At 69.1% G+C, this 21734-nt stretch carries 18 protein-coding genes and 1 pseudogene; 11 read left to right on the top strand and 8 right to left on the bottom strand.

The genetic code is table 11. The features are described 5' to 3' along the window. Window positions 1-55: 55 nt before the first annotated feature. Complete coding sequence (locus PDM28_RS10625; protein ID WP_311181942.1) at window positions 56-1249, top strand: MFS transporter; 1194 nt, start codon at window positions 56-58, stop codon at window positions 1247-1249. A gap of 56 nt (window positions 1250-1305) precedes the next feature. Here the strand turns inward: PDM28_RS10625 and PDM28_RS10620 are convergent, their stop codons facing one another. Next, entirely contained in the window at window positions 1306-1965 is a 660-nt protein-coding gene (locus PDM28_RS10620) for a response regulator (RefSeq protein ID WP_311181941.1), read from the bottom strand. Further along, window positions 1962-4898, bottom strand: coding sequence for a sensor histidine kinase (locus PDM28_RS10615; RefSeq protein ID WP_311181940.1), 2937 nt, complete (start codon window positions 4896-4898; stop codon window positions 1962-1964). Before PDM28_RS10615 ends, PDM28_RS10620 begins: the two co-directional genes overlap by 4 nt. A gap of 278 nt (window positions 4899-5176) precedes the next feature. Between PDM28_RS10615 and PDM28_RS10610 the strand changes: the two genes are divergently transcribed. The 8 genes and pseudogenes from PDM28_RS10610 to PDM28_RS10575 all read left to right on the top strand — a co-directional run bounded on the left by PDM28_RS10610 (window position 5177) and on the right by PDM28_RS10575 (window position 13957). After that, window positions 5177-5833 (top strand): hydrolase, encoded by a 657-nt coding sequence (locus PDM28_RS10610; RefSeq protein ID WP_311181939.1) that lies wholly within the window; start codon window positions 5177-5179, stop codon window positions 5831-5833. Between the two features lie 2 nt (window positions 5834-5835). After that, window positions 5836-6243 (top strand): DoxX family protein, encoded by a 408-nt coding sequence (locus PDM28_RS10605; RefSeq protein WP_311181938.1) that lies wholly within the window; start codon window positions 5836-5838, stop codon window positions 6241-6243. 124 nt (window positions 6244-6367) lie between these two features. After that, window positions 6368-8208: pseudogene (locus PDM28_RS10600) on the top strand (amidohydrolase). Then, window positions 8187-9485 (top strand): alginate export family protein, encoded by a 1299-nt coding sequence (locus tag PDM28_RS10595; RefSeq protein ID WP_311181937.1) that lies wholly within the window; start codon window positions 8187-8189, stop codon window positions 9483-9485. The pseudogene PDM28_RS10600 and the gene PDM28_RS10595 overlap by 22 nt, the downstream one beginning before the upstream one ends. After that, complete coding sequence (locus tag PDM28_RS10590) at window positions 9479-11119, top strand: MFS transporter (RefSeq protein ID WP_311181935.1); 1641 nt, start codon at window positions 9479-9481, stop codon at window positions 11117-11119. Before PDM28_RS10595 ends, PDM28_RS10590 begins: the two co-directional genes overlap by 7 nt. 80 nt (window positions 11120-11199) lie before the next feature. Continuing rightward, window positions 11200-11976 carry a hypothetical protein gene (locus PDM28_RS10585; RefSeq protein WP_311181933.1) on the top strand — a complete coding sequence of 259 codons (777 nt, stop codon included), beginning with the start codon at window positions 11200-11202 and terminating at the stop codon, window positions 11974-11976. A gap of 14 nt (window positions 11977-11990) precedes the next feature. Next, window positions 11991-12968, top strand: a complete 978-nt coding sequence (locus PDM28_RS10580; RefSeq protein ID WP_311181932.1) for a zinc-binding dehydrogenase — start codon at window positions 11991-11993, stop codon at window positions 12966-12968. A gap of 71 nt (window positions 12969-13039) precedes the next feature. Further along, the gene (locus PDM28_RS10575) at window positions 13040-13957 is read left to right on the top strand and encodes a M14 family metallopeptidase (protein WP_311181931.1); all 918 of its coding nucleotides are present in this window, start codon (window positions 13040-13042) and stop codon (window positions 13955-13957) included. Window positions 13958-13971: 14 nt separating this feature from the next. On the opposite strand, the gene PDM28_RS10570 is transcribed toward PDM28_RS10575, so the two are convergent. Together PDM28_RS10570 and PDM28_RS10565 are read right to left on the bottom strand one after the other, a co-directional pair. Further along, window positions 13972-15129, bottom strand: a complete 1158-nt coding sequence (locus PDM28_RS10570; RefSeq protein WP_311181930.1) for an MFS transporter — start codon at window positions 15127-15129, stop codon at window positions 13972-13974. A 57-nt stretch (window positions 15130-15186) separates the two neighbouring features. Then, complete coding sequence (locus PDM28_RS10565; RefSeq protein ID WP_311181929.1) at window positions 15187-16095, bottom strand: LysR family transcriptional regulator; 909 nt, start codon at window positions 16093-16095, stop codon at window positions 15187-15189. A 101-nt stretch (window positions 16096-16196) separates the two neighbouring features. Between PDM28_RS10565 and PDM28_RS10560 the strand changes: the two genes are divergently transcribed. Next, on the top strand, window positions 16197-16961 hold the full coding sequence (locus PDM28_RS10560; protein ID WP_311181928.1) for an SDR family NAD(P)-dependent oxidoreductase: 765 nt from the start codon (window positions 16197-16199) through the stop codon (window positions 16959-16961). Window positions 16962-17047: 86 nt separating this feature from the next. Next, entirely contained in the window at window positions 17048-17362 is a 315-nt protein-coding gene (locus PDM28_RS10555; protein WP_070206593.1) for a DUF3817 domain-containing protein, read from the top strand. 12 nt (window positions 17363-17374) lie between these two features. On the opposite strand, the gene PDM28_RS10550 is transcribed toward PDM28_RS10555, so the two are convergent. The 4 genes from PDM28_RS10550 to PDM28_RS10535 all read right to left on the bottom strand — a co-directional run bounded on the left by PDM28_RS10550 (window position 17375) and on the right by PDM28_RS10535 (window position 21699). After that, window positions 17375-17701, bottom strand: coding sequence for a thioredoxin family protein (locus tag PDM28_RS10550; protein ID WP_070206594.1), 327 nt, complete (start codon window positions 17699-17701; stop codon window positions 17375-17377). Then, the gene (locus tag PDM28_RS10545; protein WP_311181927.1) at window positions 17701-18156 is read right to left on the bottom strand and encodes a flavodoxin; all 456 of its coding nucleotides are present in this window, start codon (window positions 18154-18156) and stop codon (window positions 17701-17703) included. The genes PDM28_RS10550 and PDM28_RS10545 overlap by 1 nt, the downstream gene beginning before the upstream one ends. Window positions 18157-18166: 10 nt before the next feature. Then, window positions 18167-19207 (bottom strand): ribonucleotide-diphosphate reductase subunit beta, encoded by a 1041-nt coding sequence (locus PDM28_RS10540; protein WP_311181926.1) that lies wholly within the window; start codon window positions 19205-19207, stop codon window positions 18167-18169. A gap of 119 nt (window positions 19208-19326) precedes the next feature. Next, on the bottom strand, window positions 19327-21699 hold the full coding sequence (locus PDM28_RS10535) for a ribonucleoside-diphosphate reductase subunit alpha (protein ID WP_311181924.1): 2373 nt from the start codon (window positions 21697-21699) through the stop codon (window positions 19327-19329). Between the last annotated feature and the right edge of the window lie 35 nt (window positions 21700-21734).

Genomic DNA, 21734 nt, shown 5'->3' with positions numbered 1-21734 from the left:
GTAGCGGCGGCCAGAGAGGAACCTTGCGGCATTCTCTCTCTGCCTGGAGTGGCTCATGTCCACCACGCATATCCCCACCGTCTCGCACGCCTCACACGGCGTGCCTGCACGATTGATCGTCTCGCTCGCGGCCGGCGCTGGTTTCTCGGTCGCTTCCATCTATTACAGCCAGCCCATGCTGGGCGTCATCAGCGGCGGCCTGGGCAGCAGCGAGCAGGCCACCGGCATGGTGCCCACGCTCACCCAGCTGGGGTACGCGCTGGGCATCCTGCTGCTGGCACCGCTGGGCGACCGCTTCGACCGCCGTCGGCTGATCCTGGTGAAGTCGCTGGTGCTCGCGGCGGCGCTGACCTTCGCCGCCATCGCCGGCAACCTGCCGACGCTGCTGCTGGCCAGCCTGCTGATCGGGCTGATGGCCACGGTCGCACAGGACGTGGTGCCGGCCGCGGCAACGCTGGCACCGGAGGCGCATCGCGGCGCGGTGGTCGGCAAGGTGATGACCGGCCTGCTGCTGGGCATCCTGTTGTCACGGGTGGCCAGCGGGCTGGTCGCACAGTGGCTGGGCTGGCGCGCGATGTTCGGCTTCGCGGCCGGCTCGGTGGTGCTGATGGCGCTGGCCCTGGCGCGCGAGCTGCCGCACATGGCGCCGACCACGAAGCTGGGCTATCCGGCGTTGCTGCGCTCGTTGTTCGGGCTGTGGCGCGGGCAGCCGCCGCTGCGGCGTGCGGTGTATGCGCAGGGCCTGCTGGCGGTGGGCTTCAGTGCATTCTGGTCGACCCTGGCGGTGATGCTGCACACGCGTTTCGAGCTGGGCAGCGCGGTGGCCGGGGCGTTCGGCATCGCCGGGGCCGCCGGTGCGCTGGCCGCGCCGCTTGCCGGGCGCTGGGCGGACCGCTTGGGCAGCCATGCGGTGGCGCGCATCGCGATCCTGATCGCGCTGGCCGGGTTCGCGTTGCTGCTGCTGGACCCGTGGCTGCCGAACGCCGCGATCCTGCCGTTGCTGGCAATCAGCGCGGTGGTGTTCGACTTCGGGTTCCAGGCGGCGCTGGTCTCGCACCAGACGCTGGTCTATGGGCTGGCGCCGGAAGCGCGCAGCCGGCTCAATGCGCTGCTGTTCACCGGGGTATTCCTGGGCATGGCCGCAGGTGGGGCGCTGGGGGCGGTGATGCTGGCGCACTTCGGGTGGACCGGGGTGGCGATGTTGGCGGTGGTGACGGCCGGGATGAGTTTCGTGGTGCGTCGGCGGTAGGGGCAGTCAGGCGTTGCCTGGTTGCCGGCCGGCGGCCGGCACTACGGGTTCCCGCGTCATGTTGCTGGTTCGGCCGTGTCGTCGAGGCTGATGATGCCCCGCTTCAGGGCCAGGGTGACCGCGTGGGTGCGGTCGCGGGCGCCGAGCTTCTCCATGATGTTCTTCATGTGCGCCTTCACGGTCTGCTCGGAGATGTGCATGCGCTCGCCGATGCCCTTGTTCGAGCGCCCGCCGGCCACATGCCCCAGCACTTCGGTTTCGCGCGGCGAGAGGCTGTCTTCGACCACGTGCGCGGCGATGCTGGCCGCCAGCGGTGCGGGAATGCCGGCGCGCTTGCCGCTGTGCACGGTGCGGATGGTGTCGACCAGCTCGTGGCGCAGCATGTCCTTGAGCAGATAGCCGCTCGCCCCGGCCTGCAGGGCACGCACCGCGCGGACATCGCCGCGGTAGGTGGTGAGCACGATGATCCGGGCGCGCGGGTCGTGCTGGCGGATCCGGGTGATGGCCTCCACCCCGTCCACCCCAGGGAGCTGCAGGTCCATCAGCACCACGTCCGGCCGCAGGGCCAGGAACTGCGCCACGGCCTCTTCGCCGTCGGCGGCTTCGCCGAGCAGGTGCATGTCCGGCTGCAGGCCGAGCAGTGCGGCCAGGCCGTCGCGCAGCAGGGGATGGTCGTCGACCACCAGGATGCCGATGGGCGTGGATGCAGCGGTCATGCGGTCTCTCCGGTAGTGCGCCGCCAGCGCCAGCGCCGGCGGTGATGGCGATAGATGCGCTCGCCAGGCAGGAACAGTGCGATTTCGGTACCGATCTGCGGGCGCGACCACAAGCGCAGCCGCGCGCCCAGGCGTTCGGCGCGCTCGCGCATGCCGACCAGGCCCCAGCGGTCGTCAGGCAACTGCTGCGGCAGGCCGCTGCCATTATCCCTGATGTGCAGGCGCAGTCCGCGCCTTGCGTAAGCCAGTTCGATATCGACGGCGGCCGCCGAGGCGTGCTGCAACGCGTTGAGCAGGGCTTCGCGGCCGATCAGGAACACTTCTTCGGCGGCGTCGTGGCGCAGCGGCCGTGGGGTGCCTTCGATGTTGAGGCGCAGCGCCGGGCTGTCGAGCTCGTCGGCGCGTTCGCCGTAGACCTGTACCAGCGCTGCGCCCAGGTCCTGGTAGTCGGTGCTGCCGTCGCGCAGCAGTCGCACCCGCTCGCGCGCTTCGCCGAGCGCCTGTTCGGCCTGCTGCATGGCCGCTTCCAGCGCGGCGCGGACGGCGGGCGTGGCCTGCGGGGAATGGCTCACCGCGTGCAGTCGCAGGATCAACCCCTGGGTGCCCTGCAGCAGGGTGTCGTGCAGCTCGCGCGCGATCCGCTCGCGCTCGGCGTGGCGTTCCTTCAGGCGCGCGCGCACCAGCAGGGTCAGGCTGCGGCTGCGCAGGCGCATGGCCAGCCCGAGCAACGCCAGCATGGCCAGCACGCAGGCGGCACCGAACCACAGGGTCTGGTACCACAGTGGGGCAATGCGGAAGCTGCGCTGGGCCAGCGCTGTGCTCCAGACCTGGTCTTCGTTGGCGGCGCGCACCTCGAAGCGATAGGCGCCGGGTGGCAGGTTGGTATAGAACGCGCGGGTCAGGTTGCCCGCGTCCTGCCACTCGTCGTCCAGGCCCACCAGACGGTGCTGGTAGCGCACACGTTCGGGCCGCGACAGCGACACCGCCTGGTAGTCGATCTGCAGCTGCGCGGTACCCGGTGGCAGCTGCAGCCCGTCGCGGAGCGGTTGCTGGGTGCCGGCCGAGGACAACGCGCCGATCCGGGGCACCAGCGGCGGCGCGTCGGCGCGCACCTTCTGCGTGTCGAGCCAGGCCAGCCCCTGGTTGGTGGCCAGCCAGAGCAGGCCGTCGGCGGCCAGCACCGCGCTGGGCACCGGGCTGGCCTGTGTCGCGATGCCGGGCATGCCATCGGGCGTGTCGAACAGGCGCGGCGCGGTTTCGCGACCGGCATCGACCGCGCGCTCGAAGTCCGCGGCCTCGGCCCGGACCAGTCCACGGCTGCCGTTGAACCAGTAGCGGCCACGCGCGTCGCGGACGATGCCGGTGATGCCTTCGAACAGGCCATCGCCGGCGGCGCGCGCGGTGCGGAAGCGCCCGTCGTGGCCGAGCAGGGCCAACCCGTTCTCGCCGGCTACCCAGATCCTGTTGCCGGCGTACGCGGTGGCGGTGACCGGCCCGACGTCCAGTCCGTCGGCACCGGTGTAGTGGCGGTAGCGGCCGCCGCTGCCGACGCGCAGGGTGCCGTCCGGATAGCCGATCAGGCGCTGGCCGTGGCGGCCGGCGGCCAGCGCGGTGCAGGCCTGGCGCGGCAGTGACGGATCGCGAATCCAGCGCCCCGCGCGGTACTGCAGCAGCGTGTCGCTGCCCAGGCAGAACCAGGCTTCGGCCCGACCGAGCGGCAGCAACGCGCGTAGTTCGTGCGGCACCGGAAAGCCTGGCGGTGACAGCGCCTGCCGCTGGCCGTCCACGATCCGCACGATCGCGCTCCAGTCGCCCAGCCAGAGTGGCTGCAGGGTGGCCCGTGCCGCGTCCCGTTGCACCGCAGGCGTGGCGTCGCGCAGGGCGCGGCGCAGCGCCAGCGGCTGCAGGTCGACCCCATGGCCGAACACCTCGCCGTCGGGGGCGCGGTACAGCGAACGCAGCGGATCGCCCGGATCGGGCAGGACCAGCGCATGCACCTGGTGTTCGCGGAAGCGGTTGAGCCCGAGGTTGGTGCCGACCCAGAGGTTGCCCTCGCGGTCCTGAAGCAGCGGACCGGCGGTGGTGGAGGCCAGGCCCTGCGGGGCATCGAAGCGGTCAAAACGCTGCCCGCGGTCGTCATCGGTGACATGGAAGATGCCGCCGTTGGCGACAAAGCTGCCCCACAGGCTGCCGTCGGCGGCAAACTGGATTCGCCCCGCAAGCAGCCCCGGCAGGCGCCGTGCCTCGCGCTGCGTGGCGGGGAGCAGGCCACGTGCATCCGCAACCGGCATGATCCCGCGCTGGCGATCTGCCAACCACAGCTGGCCGTCGCCGCGCAGCGCAAGCGAGGAGAACGCGGAGACGGCCAGGCCAAGACGTTCGAAGCGGGTGGCACGCGCGCGCAGCCGCCACAGCTCACCGCCGGCGAGCAGCCACAGGGTGCCCCGGTGGTCGCGCAGCGCCCAGTGCGCGGCGACGTCGCCGATGCCCATGGCTGCGGTGGGCGCGCGCCAGCGTGCGCCGTCGAACCAGCGCAGGCCGGCGTCGGAGGCCGCCCACAGACGGCCGCTGGCGTCGCGCTGCAGGCGCGGAATCAATCCCGGACGCAGCCCCTCGCGGATGCCGAAGTCGCGCGCGCCATGTGCGTCGAGACGGGTAATGCTCCCGTTGTAGTAGGCGATCCAGATCGTGCCGTCCGCGTCGACGGCCAACGAGGTCATGTTCGCCGAGGGAAAGGAACCGCCATTGGGCGGCGCTACGCGTTCGAACTGGCGCCCATCGAAGCGGTACAGGCCGGCACCGGTGGCCAGCAGCAGACGGTTGTCGGCCAGTTGGGCGATGTCCCAGATATCGCCGGGCGCGCCCTGGCCGACCCGCCATGCGCTGTGTTCGTAGTCAGACAGTGAGGTCGCTGCGGCGGGCAGCATGGACATCAGGCACAACGCCGCCGCGAGCAGCCAGCCGCACGCCCATCGCCACCTGGTCGCCGGGGCGGTGGATCGTGACACGAAAGGCACACGCTGCATGCGCGGATTGTCTCAGGCCGGGGCGCGGGCATGACTCCCCATTCGGGGCAGGCGCAAGGGGTGCGCAATGGGGTAGTGGCAGGGACCCCTCCCCCAAAAGAGTAGCTGCGCCCACCACCCAAGGGGGGTAGGGCATTGGCGCGGTCGCCGTCACCATTTCGTTACCCATCCCGCAAGGACTTCCGATGACCACCGCCACCGCCGTACCGGGCAGCTCGCTGCTGTCGCCGACCAACCACGCCCTCGTACTGATCGCCTTCCAGTCGCAGATGGCGTTCGCCACGCGCAACATCGACATCGCCGCGCTGCGCAACAACGTGGCGATGCTGGCCAAGGGCGCGGCCGGCTTCAAGGTGCCGGTGGTGCTGACCACGGTGGCCGAAAAGTCGTTCTCCGGCCCGATGTTCCCGGAGCTGCCGGCGATCTTCCCGGGCCAGAAGGTGCTGGACCGCACCACCATGAACAGCTGGGAAGACCAGCCGGTGGTGGATGAGATCAACCGCATCGGCCAGAAGCGGGTGGTGCTGGCCGGTCTCTGGACGAGTGTGTGCATCGTCGGCCCGGCGTTGTCGGCGATCGAGCAGGGCTTCGAGGTCTACGTGATCACCGACGCCTGCGGCGATGTCAGCGACGAGGCGCACGAGCGCGCGGTGACCCGCATGGTCCAGGCCGGCGCGGTGCCGATCACCGCCCTGCAGTACGTGCTGGAACTGCAGCGCGACTGGGGCCGCGGCGAAACCTACGACCTGACCACCGGCATCGCCCGCGAACATGCCGGCGGTTACGGCCTCGGCATCCAGTACGCCAAGGCGATGTTCGGCGCGCAGGAAGGCGGCCACTGAACATGGCCGGCAGCACCACCGGCCTGGACCTGGGGCTGCTGGTGCTGCGGCTGGCGGCGGGTGGCTTCCTGCTGCCGCACGCGCTCGGCAAGTTGTTCGGTTGGTTCGGTGGCCCCGGCCTGAGTGGGTTCGCCGAAGAGCTGCGCGGCTTCGGCCTGCCTGCACCCGCACCCGCACCGCTGCTGCTGGCCGTGGTGCAGGTGCTGTGCGGGCTGGCGGTGCTGCTGGGCTGGCAGACCTGCGCGGCGGCCAGCGTCGCCGCGCTGTTCCTCGCCACCACCGCCGTGCTGGCCCTGCCCAAGGGCTGGTTCTGGATGCACGGCGGCATCGAGTACCCCTTGTTCTGGACGATGGCCCTCCTTGCCATCGCACTGGCCGGACCCGGCGCACTCGCGCTGCAGTCCCTGTGAGCGGAGCGCCCACATGACCTCTGATCCCACCCTTCCTGGCCGCCGCGACCTGCTGCTGGGTGCCGGTGCCGCCGTGGCGCTGGGCCTGGCCGGCCGCGCCTTCGCTACTTCTTCGGAGAAACCCATGACCACGCTGCTGATCCGCAACGCCCGCATCACCACGCTCGACCCCCGCGTGCCGCAGGCCGATGCGCTGGCGGTGGTGGACGGGCGCATCGTCGCCATCGGTGCCGAAGCGGAGGTGCGTGCAGGCCTGCTTGACCCCACCGTGATCGACGCTGGCGGGCGCCGGCTGGTGCCGGGCCTCAACGACAGCCACACCCACCTGATCCGCGGCGGGCTGAACTACAACCTGGAACTGCGCTGGGACGGGCTGCGCTCGCTTTCCGACGCGATGGCGATGCTCAAGGCGCAGGTCGACAACACCCCGGCGCCGCAATGGGTGCGCGTGGTCGGCGGCTTCACCGCGGAACAGTTCGTGGAAAAGCGCCTGCCCACGCTGGCCGAACTCAACGCCATCGCCCCGGACACGCCGGTGTTCCTGCTGCACCTGTACGACCGCGCGCTGCTCAACCGCGCCGCGCTGCGGGCCTGTGGCTACGACAGGAACACGCCGGACCCGCCGGGCGGGCAGATCGCGCGCGACAGCCTGGGCAACCCCACCGGGCTGCTGCTGGCCAAGCCGAACGCGCTGATCCTGTACGCCACCCTGGCCAAGGGCCCGCGCCTGCCGATCGAATACCAGGCCAATTCCACCCGGCACTTCATGCGCGAGCTCAACCGGCTCGGCATCACCTCGGTGATCGACGCCGGCGGTGGCTTCCAGAACTACCCGGAGGACTACCAGGTCATCGAGCAGCTGCACCGCGACGGCGACCTCACCGTGCGCATCGCCTACAACCTGTTTACCCAGAACAAGGGCAAGGAGGTGCAGGACTTCCAGCAGTGGAGCGAGATGCTCGCGCCACGCCAGGGCGACGACCTGCTGCGCCACAACGGCCCGGCGAAATGCTGGTGGTCTCCGCCGCCGACTTCGAGCTGTTCAACGAACCACGCCCGGAGCTGCCGCCGGGCATGGAGCCCGAGCTGGCCGAGGTGGTGAAGCTGCTGGTGGAGAAGCGCTGGCCGTTCCGCATCCATGCGACCTACGACGAAAGCATCGACCGCATCCTGGATGTGTACGAGCAGGTCAACCGCGAGATTCCGTTCGACGGCCTGCACTGGTTCATCGACCACGCCGAAACCATCACCCCGCGCAACATCGACCGCATCCGCGCGCTCGGCGGCGGGCTGGCGATCCAGCACCGCATGGCCTACCAGGGCGAAGCGTTCGTGCAGCGCTACGGCGCCGAGGCGGCGCGGCACACCCCGCCGGTGCGGCGCATGCTGCAGGCCGGACTGCCGGTGGGCGCCGGTACTGACGGCACCCGCGTGGCCAGCTACAACCCGTGGGTGGCACTGTCGTGGCTGGTCAGCGGGCGCACCGTGGGCGGGCTGGCGCTGTATGGCGAGGAAAACCTGCTCGAACGCGAAGAGGCGCTGCGCCTGTGGACGCAGGGCAGCGCCTGGTTCTCCGGCGACGACGGCCGCAAGGGCACGCTGGCGGTGGGCCAGCTGGCCGACTTCTGCGTGCTGTCTTCGGACTTCTTCGCGGTGGACGACGCTGCGATTGCCGACATCACCAGCGTGCTGACCGTGGTCGGCGGCCGGGTGGTGCATGGCGACGGCGAATTCGGCCCGCTCGCACCGACGCTGCCGCCGGCCATGCCGGACTGGTCGCCGGTGAACCGCTTCGGCGGCTATCACGTGGGCGGTGCGGCCAGCGGCTTGGCGGCCCATTCGCATGTTCATGGCGCAGGCGGGTGCCGCACCCACGCGCATGGGCACGCGGCGGCGCACCCGGTGCCGACCGACGCACCGAATGCGTTCTGGGGCGCACTGGGATGTTCGTGCTTCGCGTTCTGACCCTGGCGCTGGTGACGGCCGCGCCGTCGTTGGCGAGTGCGTGCGCGGATGACGCGAGTGGGCGCTGCATCGCGCTGGACGGCGGCGGCGAGGTGCAGCTGAATACCTCGCTGCGCCTGCGCGGCATGTACTACGACCCGACCCGGTTCGGTATTGGTGGGCGCGAGGATGGCTACGGCCTGCTGCGCGCGCTGGCATCGGCGACAGCAAGGCGCGGTGGCTGGGAAGGGTTCGCGCAGCTGGGCGTGCACGCCGAGCAGGGCCGCAATGGCGGCCCCGGCGGCACCGACCAGGCTGCGCTCGACCTGCAGCAGGGCTATGTGCGCTGGCACGGTGAACACCTCAGCTGGCAGCTCGGTCGGCAGGAAGCGGCCTACGGCAGCTCACGGCTGCTGTCGGTGCGCGACGGGCCCAACATCCGGCTGGCCTTCGACGGCGTGCGCGGGCGCTGGCAGCAGGGCGGCTTCAAGCTCGACCTGATGGCCCTGCGCCCGGTCGACAACCGCATGGGCGCGTTTGACGACCGCAGCGACCGTGGCCAGCACCTGGCCGGGGGCTATGCCACCTGGCAGCGCGGCGAAGCGGGCAACGGCACCGATCTATACCTGCTCGACTATGGCCGCGACGGCGCACGCTTTGCCAGCGCCGTGGGCAACGAGCGGCGGCGTTCGTTGGGCACCCGCTGGTTTGCGCTGCAGCCGCGCTGGGACACCAACGTGGAACTGGTCGCGCAGCAGGGCACGCTGTCGCGCAGCCAGGGCAACCTCGACATCCGTGCCTGGACCCTGGCCACGGACAGTGGACTGCGCTGGCCAACGCACCGCTGGGAACCGCGGCTGGGCATCAAGCTGGATATCGCCAGTGGCGACCGCAACGCACAGGACGGACGGCTGGGCACGTTCAATGCGATGTACCCGAAGTCGGCGTATTTCAGTGAGGCCAGCCTGCTGGCACCGGCCAACCTGATGGATGTGCAGCCCACGCTGACACTGACGCCGCGTCCCGGCCTGAGCACCGAGTTCGGCTGGCAGCTGGCCTGGAAGCACCAGCGCAGCGACGCGGTCTACACCACTCCGGCGCCGCTGGCGGCGGTCCCCGGCACGGCCGGCACGCCGCGCCGGATCGGCCAGCAATACAAGTGGGAAACCAGCTGGGAGGCGACCCCGCAGTGGACCTGGAAGGGTCAGCTGGCGTGGTTCGACGCCGGTCCTGGCCTGCGTGCGGCCGGTGGCCGCGACACCTTCTTTGCATCGGTAGTGGGAGCATGGCAATGGTAGACACACACGAAAATGCGGCGCCGGGCGCGTGGTCGCCGCTGAAGATCAAGCTGTTCCGGGCGATGTGGCTGGCGATCCTGGGCAGCAACGTCGGCACCTGGGTCAACGATGTCGCTGCCGCCTGGGTGATGGCCGAGCGCACCGGCTCGCCGCTGATGGTGGCGCTGGTGCAGTCGGCCACTACAGTACCGGTGGTGCTGCTGGCACTGGTGGCAGGCACCCTGGCCGACATCGTCGACCGCCGCCGCTACCTGCTGTTCACCCAGGGCTGGATGCTGCTGGTGGCGGCTTCGCTGGCGACGCTCACCGCGTTGCAGATGCTGACCCCGCCGCTGCTGGTGGCCCTCACTTTCGCGATGGGCTGCGGCGCGGCGATGGCGATGCCGGCCCAAGCCGCCATCGTCTCCGAGCTGGTGCCACGGCCGATGCTGGCCTCGGCGGTGGCGCTGAACTCCATCGGCATCAACATCGCCCGTTCGTTGGGCCCGGCCATCGGCGGCCTGATCGTGGCGCAATTGGGTGCGGGCTGGGCGTTCGGCCTGAACGCGCTGAGCTTTGCCGCCATGCTGTGGGTGCTGTTCACCTGGAAGCAGGACGTGCAGGCCTCCAGCCTGCCGCCGGAAGGCTTCGGTGCCGGTCTGCGTGCCGGTCTGCGCTATGCGCTGCGGGCCGGGCGCCTGCAGGCGGTGCTGATCAAGTCGGCCGGGTTCTTCTTCTTCGCCAGCGCGGTCACCGCGTTGCTGCCGCTGGTGGTGCGCGGCGAAATGAAGGGCGGGGCCGGCACCTACGGCCTTCTGCTGGGCTGCATCGGCATCGGCGCGGTGACCGGCGCGCTGTTGCTGCCGCGCCTGCGCGCGCGACTGGACCGCGACCTGCTGGTGCTGCTGGCCACGCTGGCCTGCGCGCTGAGCCTGCTGGGGTTGGCCTGGGTGCGGCACATGGCGTTGTTGCCGGTGGCGATGCTGGTGAATGGCTTCGCCTGGATCACGGTGCTGTCCTCGCTGCAGATCGCCGCGCAGACCGCAGTGCCGGCCTGGGTGCGGGCGCGCGCGCTGTCGCTGTACATCATGGTGTTCTCGCTGGGCATGGCCGCCGGTGGGCTGAGCTGGGGCAGCATCGCCCAGCGCACCTCGATCCCGTTCGCGCTGACCGTGGCTGCCATCGGCGCCGTGGTGGCGGGCCTGCTGGTGTGGCGGGTGCGCATTGCCGGCAGCGAAGAGCTCGACCTGCGTCCTGCCGGGCATTGGCCCGCGCCCGAGCTGGCGGTGCCGGTCACGCATGATCGAGGCCCGGTGCTGGTCACCGTGGAATACCACATCGACGACGCCGACCGCGCCGCATTCCACCGGCTGCTGGGCGAGCTCGGCCGCACCCGCCGCCGCGACGGCGCAGTGATCTGGGGTGTGGCCGAAGATGTAGCTACGCCCGGGGTGCACATGGAGTATTTCGTGACCAGCTCGTGGATCGAGCACCTGCGCCAGCACGAGCGGGTGACCGCCGAAGACCGCGCGCTGCAGGACCGGGTGCGCGCGCTGCACCGCAACGAGCACGCGCCGATCGTGCGGCACTTCGTCGGCGGCAGCGGCGCGCTGGAGGCCCTGCACGGCGATCATGAGCACCACGCATTGGGTTGACGGCCGCGGGCCAGAGCGGTCGTGCCACCGTTTTAACCGGATCCAGCGTATGGTCGGCGCTCTTTGAGAGGAGCAGATGCATGCGCTGGATCGTGTTGTTGGCCGCCCTGGCCATGCCATTGGTGGCGTGGCTGTCCCAGACCGGGGAGTTCGGTCCGACCAATGGCGCGATCTCGGACCGCTATCCCACGCTGCTGGTGGCGGCCGGGTATGCGTTTTCGATCTGGGGCCTGATCTTCCTGTGGGACGTGGCCTTCGGGCTGTGGCAGCTGCGCCAGCGCCGACCCGATGACAACGCCGGCGTGCGTGGTTGGGCGGCGGTTGGTTTCGCGCTGACGGCCGCGTGGATGCCGGTGTTCTCCAACGAACTGTTCCTGCCGGCACTGGCGATCATCTGGTGCGCGCTGGTGTGCCTGCTGGTGGCCGCCGTGCGTGCCGCGCCGCCGACCGCGAGCGCGGGGCAACGTGCGTTCGCCGCGTATCCGCTGGCGCTGCATGCCGGCTGGCTGACCATGGCCGCCTTCCTCAACACCGCACAGGTGATCGTGGCCTACCAGTGGCTGCCGACCGGCAACATGCTGGGCTGGAGCGTGGTGCTGCTGGCCATCGCCACGGTCCTTGCCTGGGTGATGAACTACCGCCTGCGCGGGCATTTTGCCTATCCGGCGGCGGTGCTGTGGGCGTTGGTCGGAGTGTATGTGAAGCAGTCCGACTGGCGCCTGCCGGGCGCCGACACCATTGCGGTGCTGGCCCTGGCCATTGCCGCGCTGCTGGTGCTGCAGACCCTGCTGCTGCGCACGCGTGCCTGGCGCACGCCGCGCGCGGGCGTGGTCGCCGCGCACCGCCATCGTCGTTGAAGAAGGAGAGGAACATGCGCGTTGCACTGCATGAGCAGTTTGGTGACCCGACCGAGGTCCTGCACGGCGGCGAAGCGCCGACTCCACAGCCCGGTCCCGGTGAAGTGCGGGTGCGCACGGTGCTGGCGCCGATCCACAACCACGACCTGTGGACGGTGCGCGGCCAGTACGGCTACACGCCCACGCTGCCGGCCATCGGCGGCAGCGAAGGCACCGGCGTGATCGATGCGCTGGGCGAGGGCGTGACCGGGCTGCAGGTGGGCCAGCGGGTCAGCGCCGCCTCGGTGCATGGCACCTGGGCCGAGTACTTCATCGCCCCGGCGAAGATGGTGATCCCGATGCCAGACAGCATTGACGACAACACCGCCGCGCAGCTGATCGCGATGCCGTTGAGCGCGCTGATGCTGCTGGAGTTCCTGCAGGTGAAACAGGGCCAGTGGATCGTGCAGAACGCGGCCAATGGCGCGGTGGGCAAGGCGCTGGCGATGCTGGCCAAGGCGCGCGGCGTGCACTGCCTCAACCTGGTCAGGCGCGATGAGGGTGTTGCCGAGATGGAGGCGCTGGGGATCGAGAACACGATTTCCACGGCATCCGAAGACTGGACGAAGCAGGTCAAGACGACGGTGGGGGACGGCGTTGTGGCTGCGGCCGTCGACTCGGTCGGCGGTACGGCCAGCGGTGAGCTGGTGAAGCTGTTGAGCGAGAACGGCACGCTGGTGTCGTTCGGCTCCATGACCGGCGAACCGATGCAGATCGGTTCGGGCGATGTGATCTTCAAGCAGGCCACGATCAAGGGATTCTGGGGCAGCAAGGTCAGCCAGGCGATGGCGCCGGAAGACAAGCGGCGGCTGGTAGGTGAGTTGTTGACCCTGGCCGCCAAGGGCGGATTGAGCCTGCCGGTGGATGGGGTCTACGGCTTGGATCAGGTTGCGGAGGCGGCCACGGCGAGCCTGCAGCCAGGCCGCAACGGCAAGGTATTGTTGAAGCCGTAGAGCCGGGCTCTGCCCGGCTCGTCGCAGGGCCGGCTAAAATCGGGTTCCCCGATCCATACCTGAGCACCGCCATGAATGACACCCGCTTTTACCCCATCGGCACCCCCAACCAACCGTGGGGCGCCGCCGAAAAAGCGGAATGGCGGGCAAGGCAGGTGCCGGTGCGCTCATACGCCAACGACGTCGTCCCCAAACTGGACGCATTGCGCGACCGGTTCGACGTCACCCAATACGGCACCCTGGACTACACCCCCCACACCTACCCATTGTTCGCGGTGCGCAGCAAGAACTGGAATCCGTCACTCCCGTCCGTCCTCGTCACCGGCGGCGTCCACGGGTACGAAACCAGCGGCGTGGAAGGCGCGCTGCAGTTCCTCGACACCCGCGCAGCCGACTACGCCGGCCGCGCCAACGTGCTGGTGGTGCCGTGCGTGAGCCCGTGGGGCTATGAGCGCATCCAGCGCTGGAACGCCGATGCCATCGACCCGAACCGCTCGTTCGTGGCCGACAGCCCGGCCCAGGAATCCGCCGCGCTGATGGCCCTGCTCGCGCCGCTCCGCGAGGGCATGGTCATGCACATCGACCTGCACGAAACCACCGACAGCGACGAGTCCGAGTTCCGACCGGCGCTGGCCGCACGCGACGGCAAGCCGTTCGAGCCCGGCCTGATTCCCGATGGCTTCTACCTGGTCGACGACACCGAAAACCCGCAGCCGGCGTTCCAGCAGGCGGTCAACGCGGCGGTGGAGCAGGTCACGCACATCGCCCCGGCCGATGACCGCAACGAAATCATCGGCTCCGCCGTGGTCGCCCCCGGCGTGATCCAGTACCCGCTGAAGACGCTCGGCCTGTGCGCCAGCATCACCGGCGCGCGCTTCACCACCACCACCGAGGTCTACCCGGACAGCCCGCGCGCGACCCCGCAGCAGTGCAACGACGCGCAGGTGGCCGCGGTGTGCGCGGCCATCGACTACGCGCTGGCGCATTGACCCTGCCTTGTTGATCAGGCCTTGACCCAGCGGGCGCTGATGCCGACCAGCAGCAGCGCCGCTGCAACCAGGCAGAACGCAAAGACCAGGCTGCTGGCCTGGGCCACGAAGCCGATCAGCGCCGGCCCCGCCAGCACGCCGGCATAGCCCAGCGTGGTGATCGCCGGAATGGCCAGGCTTTCCGGCATGGCCTTCTGGTTGCCCGCCATCGAGAACAGCGCCGGCACGATGTTGGCGCAGCCCAGGCCGATCAGCGCATAGCCCAGCAGCGCCAATGGCAGCGTGCCGGCGAACGTGGCCACGCCGAAGCCCAGCGCACCGACGATGCTGCCGAGCAGGATCGCGCGCAACCGGCCCAGTTTCGCCACCACGCCGTCGCCCACCAGCCGGGTCACGGTCATGGCGATGGCGAAGGTCATGAAGCCCAGCCCGGCGCGGTCCGGCGGCACCTGCTGCACCTCGTGCAGGAATACCGCGCTCCAGTCCAGCATCGCGCCTTCGGCCAGGAACGCGACGAAGCACAGCACGCCGATCGCCAGCACCACGCCATGCGGTATCGCGAACACCGGCGCGCCGCTGGGTGCGCGGTCGCGGCGCCAGTACCGCACCGAGAGCGCCAGCACGGCCAGCATCGCCAGCGAGCCGAGCACGCACACCCATAGCGGTGCCAGCTGCAGCGACAGCAACGCGGTCATCGCGGCGGCACCGACCGCGCCGCCAATGCTGTAAAACGCGTGGAAGCCGGACATCATCGGCTTGCCGCTGTCGCGCTCGACCATCACCGCCTGGATGTTCATGGTGCAGTCGCAGGCGCCCACGCCGGCGCCAAACACGAACAGCGCCAGGCCGAGTGTCCACGGGGACGGGGCAATGGCCAGCAGCGGCAGGCTGGCCACCACCATCAGCAGGGTGGCGACCATCACCGCGCGGCAGCCATGCCGGGCGGCCAGGACCCCGGCCAGCGGCATCGCCAGCAGCGAGCCTGCGCCCAGGCACAGCAGCACCAGTCCCAGCGTGCCTTCGTCCAGGCCGGTGCGGGTCTTGGCGAACGGCACCAGCGGTGCCCACGCGGCGGTGGCGAAACCGGGCAGGAAGAATGCGGCGCGGGTGGCGTGTTGTTCGGCGCGCGGGGTGCGGGCGGCGCTGGCGAGCGCGTCGAGCGGTTCGGACATGGAATGAAAACGTTTACATGGGTGGCGCACAGCTTACCCGGGCGCCGGGGAGGGTGGTCAATCCCGGCGCGCCAGTTCGGGGCCGAGCAGTTCGGCCACCCAGTCCATGAACGCCGACACGCGGCGCGGCAGGTGCCGGCGCTGGGCGTAGAGCAGGGTGACCGGCATCGGCTCGGCCACGCAGTCCGGCAGCACTTCCACCAATTGCCCCGCGGCCAGCGCCTGGCGTGCGCCCAGGCGGGGCACCTGGATGATGCCGAGCCCGGCCAGCGCCGCTGCGCTGTAGGCCTCGCCGCTGTTGACCGTGACCGCGCCGCGCATCGGCACGCTGCGGTACCCCTGGCCGTCGTGGTACTCGAAACCCGGCGAGCGCTGGCCCAACGTGCCCACGTAATGCACCAGCGCGTGGGTTGCCAGGTCCTCCACGCTGCGCGGCACCCCGTGCGCAGCGAGGTAGCCGGGGCTGGCGCAGTTGACGATGTGCATCGCCCCGATCGGGCGCGCGACCAGCGTGTTGTCGTCCAGCGGCCCCACCCGCAGCACGCAGTCGAAGCCCTCGCGGACCAGGTCGACACGGCGGTCAGTGCCGCTCAGCTCGATCTCCAGCCCCGGATGTCGGTCGAGGAAGCCGGGCAGGTGCGGAATCATCCACTGCCGGGCCAGCCCGCTGGACATGTCCACCCGCAGCCGGCCCTTGAGCTGGCCGGTGTCGCGGCGGAACATGCCCTGCAGGTCCTCCATGTCGTCCAGAAGGTCGCGCGCGCGTTGCTGGAACTGTGCGCCGTCCGCGCTGAGCCGCACGCGACGGGTGGTCCGGTGCAGCAGCTGCACGCCGAGCTCCGCCTCCAGTCGCTGCACGGCCAGCGACACGCTGGCCTTGGGCAGGCCGAGCTGTTCGGCCGCGGCAGTGAACGAGCCCAGTTCGGCGACCCGCAGGAAGCTGCGCAGCTGATCGAGGCGATCCATGGATTGTTCGTCTCAGTTGGACAGTCAAATCAGGATCGCGTGATTTATGCGTGCTGGCAATACCAATAGTCTGGCTGCACCCCAACCCAGGAGCGCCCCCAATGAGTACTTCGACTTCCCGCATCGTGCTGGTCACCGGTGGCAGCCGTGGCCTTGGCCGCAACGCCGCCCTCGCGCTCGCCGCTGACGGTGCCGACATCGTGCTGACCTATCGCAACCAGGCGGACGCGGCCAACGAGGTCGTTGCGCAGATCCAGGCGCTGGGTCGTCGTGCCGCCGCGCTGCCGCTGGACGTGGCCGACAGTGCCGCGTTCCCCGCGTTCGCAGATGCCGTGCGGGCGCAGCTGCAGGCCTGGGGCGAAACCCGCCTGCAGGGCCTGCTCAACAATGCCGGTGAAGGCCTGCACGCAATGATTGCCGACACCACCACCGCCCAGTTCGACCACTTGGTAGCGGTGCATCTGAAAGGCCCGTACTTCCTGACCCAGGCGCTGCTGCCGCTGCTCGGCGATGGCGGCCGCATCCTCAATGTCTCCAGCGGGCTGGCCCGTTTCGCACTGCCGGGCAGTTCGGCCTACGCGATGATGAAAGGCGGCATCGAGGTGTTCAGCCGGTACCTGGCCAAGGAACTGGGCGCGCGCGGGATCAGTGCCAACACGCTGGCGCCGGGCGCGATCGCGACCGACTTCGGCGGTGGTCGTGTGCGCGACGATGAGGCGATCAACGCCATGGTCGCCGGGAACACCGCATTGGGCCGCGCGGGCAAGCCGGACGATATCGGTCCGGTGGTGGTCGCGCTGCTGTCGCCGGCCACCGGCTGGATCAACGCACAGCGCGTGGAAGCATCGGGCGGCATGTTCGTCTGAGTGCGAAAGCGTCGCATTCGCGGCAAGCCGGTATGATGGCCGGCCTTGCCGCTGTCGTCGGGATTCTCTTGCGCTCTTCCGTACCGATGCACCCGATGGGTCGCGTATTCGCTGTCGTGGCCCTGTTCGAGGCCTTTACCTGGGCCGGCCTGCTGGTCGGCATGTACCTGAAGTACCACGCCGCCGAGCCGACCACCGCCGGCGTGGCGTTGTTCGGCCCGGTGCACGGCGTGGCCTTCATGGTCTACGTGGTGGTCACCGTGCTGGCCGCGGTCAAGCTGCGTTGGCCGTGGTGGGCGGCCGTACTGGCCCTGCTGGCGGCGGTGCCGCCGCTGGTGACGCTGCCGCTGGAGTGGTGGTTCAAGCGGCGTGGCCTGCTTGGCGCACGCCCGGCAGCGTAAGGGGCGCCGCGCTCAGGCCGAGCGGGCAAGCGCGGCGCGGATCGCGTCGGGCGACTGGAAGCCAGGCAGGCGCAGCACTTCCTGGCCATCGCGCACGACGCTCAACGTGGGCGTCTGGCGCAGGCCGAGGCTGCGGAAGAACACTTCGCCAATGGCTTCCAGCCGCACCTTGAGCAGCACCAGTTCGTGCGCCTCCGGGGTGCTGGCCACGGCGGCCAGCGACATCGCCAGCATCCGGCAGCCGGGGCAGTTGTCCTTGTGGAAGTCGACCAGCAGTGCCGGGTGGTCGGCGACGGCGGCGTGGTACTGCTCGGGGGTGTCGGCATGCAGGGTCAACATCAGGCAGTGACTCCTATCGGTTGCAGGACGCGGTCGGTCCAGAGGTGGATGGCGCGGGTATCGGCCGGGCCATGCGGCATCTGCTCGATTTCCAGCACGGGGTGGGGCGAGCCGAAGTGGCGGGCCAGCCGATGCGCGGCGCCGCAGTAGTACTCCAGGCCCCACTGGGTTTCGCCGGTACCGAACACCGCCACGGTCTCCGCAGGGGGAGCGCCGGCGATGTCGTGCAGGGCGGCCACGAACCGTTTCATCTCGGCCGGGTTGCGCCCGGCGTTGTCGGTCCAGCAGCCGAGCAGCAGGCGGTCGTGCGGTTGCGCGGCGGTCGCCGCCGCCTGCGCGTCATCGACATCCATCAGGTGCACGCGGTGACCGCGTGCGCTGCAGTGCGCCGAGACCTGGCGCGCCACTTCACGGGTATTGCCGCTCAGCGATGCGTAGCAGACCAGGACATCCATGGGCAGGTCCTCACAGGTCGTCGAAACCATTGTCCGAGTTGGTCTTCTTGTAGCTGGCATTGCGCATTTCGAAGAAGTCGGTCTTGGTTTCGGTGAAGTTGTCGGCGTAGGCCTTGATCCACGGCATCACGTTGGCGTTGGCGTCGCCGTACAGCTGCTCGATGCCCAGCATGCCGGCCATCTTGTTGGCGCGGTACTTCACATAGCGGATCATCTCGTCCACGTCGATGCCGTCGATCCCATCCAGCACTTCGCCGGTCCAGCGCGTCTCCAGTGCGATGGCATGCTCGAACGCTTCGTGCACATAGGCGGTGAGCGCATCGCCCTGCAGCTGCTGGTTTTCGCCGATGATGGCGCGGATCAGCTCGCTGATGAACTTGGTGTGGGCCAGCTCGTCGCGGTTGATGAAGCTGATGATCTTGCCGGTGCCGGTCATGCGGTTCTGCCGCACCAGGTTGTAGAAGAAGGCGAACCCGGAATAGAAGTTGATGCCTTCCAGTATCGAGGACTGGATCAGTGAACGGATCAGGGTCTCGGCGGTCTTCTCGCGCATGAAGTCGTCGTAGGACTGCATGATGGGCGCATTGCGGGCGAGGATGGTCGGGTGGGTCCGGGCCAGTTCGAACACCCGGTTCTGGTCGGCCAGGCCGGCGATGGAGGCCAGCACGTAGCTGTAGCTTTCGTTGTGGATCACTTCCTGCTGGCCGATGATCGCTGCGTTGGCATGCGCGGCGGGGTCGGTGATGTACTCGGCCACGTTGTAGATGAAGCGGGTCTGCGGCGAGTCCAGCGTGGCGAGCAGCCCGATGATGGAATCGTAGGCATTCTTTTCGCGCGCGTTGAGCTCGCCGTACTGGCGGGCGTCGCCCTTCATGTCCACTTCGTCGGGAATCCAGAAGTTGGTCGAGAGTTCCTTGTAGGCCCGATAGAACGACGGGTAGGGAATGTCGTTCCAGTTCAGGATGCCGCTGGTGCGGCCATTGATGATGCCGGTGGAGCGGTTGGGATGGCGGGGTTCGAGGATCTTGATGCGTTCAAGCGGGGTGGACATGGGGGTTCCTGGGGTTCGGGCGTTTGCCGGGAGCCGGCCGGCGGCCGGCACTACGGGGTCTCGGATCGTCTAGCCGGATTGCGGTAGAGCCACGCCCTGCGTGGCTGCACAACACACGGTCAGGACGAACACCAATCGCATTCTTCAATATCAATGTCGTTCGACCGCACGTAATACGTGGTCTTCAATCCTTCCTTCCAGGCACTCATATGCAGCGCCAACAACGTGCTCGCACGGATCGTGCTCGGCACGTACAGGTTGAAGCTGATCGACTGGTCGACATGGCGCTGCCGTCGCGCGTTCTGGCGGATGCTGGCGAACTGGTCCAGCCGGTACGCGCCCTTTTCGTAATACGGGTAGGTTTCCAGCGACAACCCCGGCGCGGCCACCGGGCGGCGGAAGTCCTTCTTCTCCTCGTAATAGAACGCCCCGTACACCGGATCGATCGACGCGCTGGAACCGGCGATCTGTGCCGTACTCATGTTCGGCGCCACCGCCAGCAGCCAGCCATTGCGCAACCCGTGCGTGGCCACCTGTGCCGCCAGTGCCTGCCACGCCGGGCTGTCGTAGCCGCGCGCGCGGAAGTACGCGCCGGTCTGCCAGTCGCTGCCGGCAAACGCGCTGTACCGTCCCTTTTCCTGCGCCAGCTGCAGGCTGGCCTGGATCGACAGGAAGTTGATCCGCTCGTACAGGCTGTCGGCGTAGTCCTCGGCCTGCACGCTGTCCCACTGGATGTGCTGCTGGGCCAGCAGGTGGTGCCAACCGAACGTGCCCAGGCCGATGGCGCGGTATTTGCGGTTGGTGATGGTGGCCTGCGGCACCGGCAGCTGGTTGAGGTCGATCACGTTGTCGAGCATGCGTACCTGGATCGGCACCAGCCGCTCCAGGACATCTGTGGAAAGCAGGTCCGGTGCTGCGGTCACCGCGCGGCCCAGGTTGATCGACGACAGGTTGCACACAACGAAGTCGCCGGCCTGGCGGGTAGTGACGATCTGGTCGCCGCTGATCATCTCCTGGATCATGCGGGTGGGGCTCATGTTCTGCAGGATCTCGGTACACAGGTTGCTGGAATACACCGTGCCGGCATGCTTGTTCGGGTTCTTCCGGTTGACCTCGTCGCGGTAGAACATGAAGGGATTACCGGTTTCCAGCTGGCTGACCATGATCCGCTTGAACAGGTCGATGGCCTTGAGCGTGCGCCGGCTGATCCGTTCGTCGGCCACCACCTCGGCATAGCGCTCGCGGAAATTGCCTTCGCCGCGCGTTTCGTCATGGAAATCCTGCAGGTACCAGCCCTTGATCCGGTGCACCTCGTGCGGGTCGAACAGGTACCAGTCGCCACGGCGTTCCACCGCTTCCATGAACAGGTCGGGCAGGCACACCGAGGTGAACACGTCGTGCGCACGCAGGCGCTGGTCACCGTTGTTCAGGCGCAGGTCCAGGAAGGCCTCGATGTCGCGGTGCCACACATCCAGGTACACCGCGATCGCGCCCTTGCGCTGGCCCAGCTGGTCCACGCTCACGGCGGTGTTGTTGAGCTGCTTGATCCACGGCACCACGCCGCCGGAGGAGTTGGCCACGCCACGGATCGGCGCGCCGGCCGAGCGCACATAGCCGAGGTAGGCACCTACGCCACCGCCGTGCTTGGACACCCGCGCCACGTCGGTGTTGGAGTCGTAGATGCCCTGCAGGCTGTCGTCCACGGTGTCGATGAAGCACGACGAGAGCTGCCCGCCGACCTTGCCGGCATTGGCCAGGGTCGGGGTGGCCACGGTCATGTACAGGTTCGACAGCGCCCAGTACGCCTCGCGCACCAGCCCCATGCGGCGCTTGCGCGAGCGGTCGCCCTGCAGGTGCTCGTGCTGCATCAGGTACAGCGCGATGGTCAGCCAGCGCTCCTGCGGCAGTTCGAATACGCCGCGCGAGTGGTCGGTGGCCAGGTAGCGTGTCGCCAGCAGGTACAGGCCGTTGTAGGCGAACAGATGGTCGCGCTCCGGTTCGATCATCTGCCCGGCTTCTTCCAGTTCCTCCTTGGAATAGGCCTTGAGGATGTCGATCGAGTAGACGTTGCGGTCGGCCAGGCTCTCCTGCAGGCCCACGTAGGAGCCGTAGCGCAGGGCGGCGTCGTAGAAGCGGTTGCGGCTGGCGCGCTTGTACAGGCGGCGCAGGTAGAGGCGCGCGGCGAAGTGTTCCCAGTCCGGGGCGACCAGGTCGATGCGCGACTCGGCCTCGCGGATCAGCAGGTCGACCAGGTCGTCGGCACTGAGCTGGGGGCGCCGCTGGATCAGGGCCAGCACCGCGCGCAGGTAGTCGGCCAGGTCCAGCGTGGGGAAGTGCGCGTGCACGCTGCGCAGCGCACGCTCCAGTCGCGCCGGGTCGAACGGCATGCGCCGGTTGCCGGCTTCCTTGGTGATCCAGAGCGGGGCGTGGCCGGCCTCTGCAACCGGCGCGTCCGACAGCAGCGTGGTGGCTGCGGTGTGGTCATCGTGCATCGTCAATCCTTCTTCCCTGTGCCGTTCGGAGTGTC

Source organism: Stenotrophomonas aracearum, assembly GCF_031834615.1.
Classification (GTDB): Bacteria; Pseudomonadota; Gammaproteobacteria; order Xanthomonadales; family Xanthomonadaceae; genus Stenotrophomonas; species Stenotrophomonas aracearum.
Note: the sequence above shows the minus strand (reverse complement) of the source record. Positions and strands in the feature narration are given on the sequence as shown.

Bases quoted from the DNA above. Each gene is read 5' to 3' on its own strand.
- PDM28_RS10625 (WP_311181942.1), top strand. From the start codon at position 56: ATGTCCACCACGCATATCCCCACCGTCTCGCACGCCTCACACGGCGTG.
- PDM28_RS10535 (WP_311181924.1), bottom strand. From the start codon at position 21,699: ATGCACGATGACCACACCGCAGCCACCACGCTGCTGTCGGACGCGCCG.
- PDM28_RS10580 (WP_311181932.1), top strand. From the start codon at position 11,991: ATGCGCGTTGCACTGCATGAGCAGTTTGGTGACCCGACCGAGGTCCTG.
- PDM28_RS10560 (WP_311181928.1), top strand. From the start codon at position 16,197: ATGAGTACTTCGACTTCCCGCATCGTGCTGGTCACCGGTGGCAGCCGT.
- PDM28_RS10570 (WP_311181930.1), bottom strand. From the start codon at position 15,129: ATGTCCGAACCGCTCGACGCGCTCGCCAGCGCCGCCCGCACCCCGCGC.
- PDM28_RS10615 (WP_311181940.1), bottom strand. From the start codon at position 4,898: ATGTCCATGCTGCCCGCCGCAGCGACCTCACTGTCTGACTACGAACAC.
- PDM28_RS10555 (WP_070206593.1), top strand. From the start codon at position 17,048: ATGCACCCGATGGGTCGCGTATTCGCTGTCGTGGCCCTGTTCGAGGCC.
- PDM28_RS10545 (WP_311181927.1), bottom strand. From the start codon at position 18,156: ATGGATGTCCTGGTCTGCTACGCATCGCTGAGCGGCAATACCCGTGAA.
- PDM28_RS10565 (WP_311181929.1), bottom strand. From the start codon at position 16,095: ATGGATCGCCTCGATCAGCTGCGCAGCTTCCTGCGGGTCGCCGAACTG.
- PDM28_RS10585 (WP_311181933.1), top strand. From the start codon at position 11,200: ATGCGCTGGATCGTGTTGTTGGCCGCCCTGGCCATGCCATTGGTGGCG.
- PDM28_RS10610 (WP_311181939.1), top strand. From the start codon at position 5,177: ATGACCACCGCCACCGCCGTACCGGGCAGCTCGCTGCTGTCGCCGACC.
- PDM28_RS10540 (WP_311181926.1), bottom strand. From the start codon at position 19,207: ATGTCCACCCCGCTTGAACGCATCAAGATCCTCGAACCCCGCCATCCC.
- PDM28_RS10595 (WP_311181937.1), top strand. From the start codon at position 8,187: ATGTTCGTGCTTCGCGTTCTGACCCTGGCGCTGGTGACGGCCGCGCCG.
- PDM28_RS10620 (WP_311181941.1), bottom strand. From the start codon at position 1,965: ATGACCGCTGCATCCACGCCCATCGGCATCCTGGTGGTCGACGACCAT.
- PDM28_RS10605 (WP_311181938.1), top strand. From the start codon at position 5,836: ATGGCCGGCAGCACCACCGGCCTGGACCTGGGGCTGCTGGTGCTGCGG.
- PDM28_RS10575 (WP_311181931.1), top strand. From the start codon at position 13,040: ATGAATGACACCCGCTTTTACCCCATCGGCACCCCCAACCAACCGTGG.
- PDM28_RS10590 (WP_311181935.1), top strand. From the start codon at position 9,479: ATGGTAGACACACACGAAAATGCGGCGCCGGGCGCGTGGTCGCCGCTG.
- PDM28_RS10550 (WP_070206594.1), bottom strand. From the start codon at position 17,701: ATGTTGACCCTGCATGCCGACACCCCCGAGCAGTACCACGCCGCCGTC.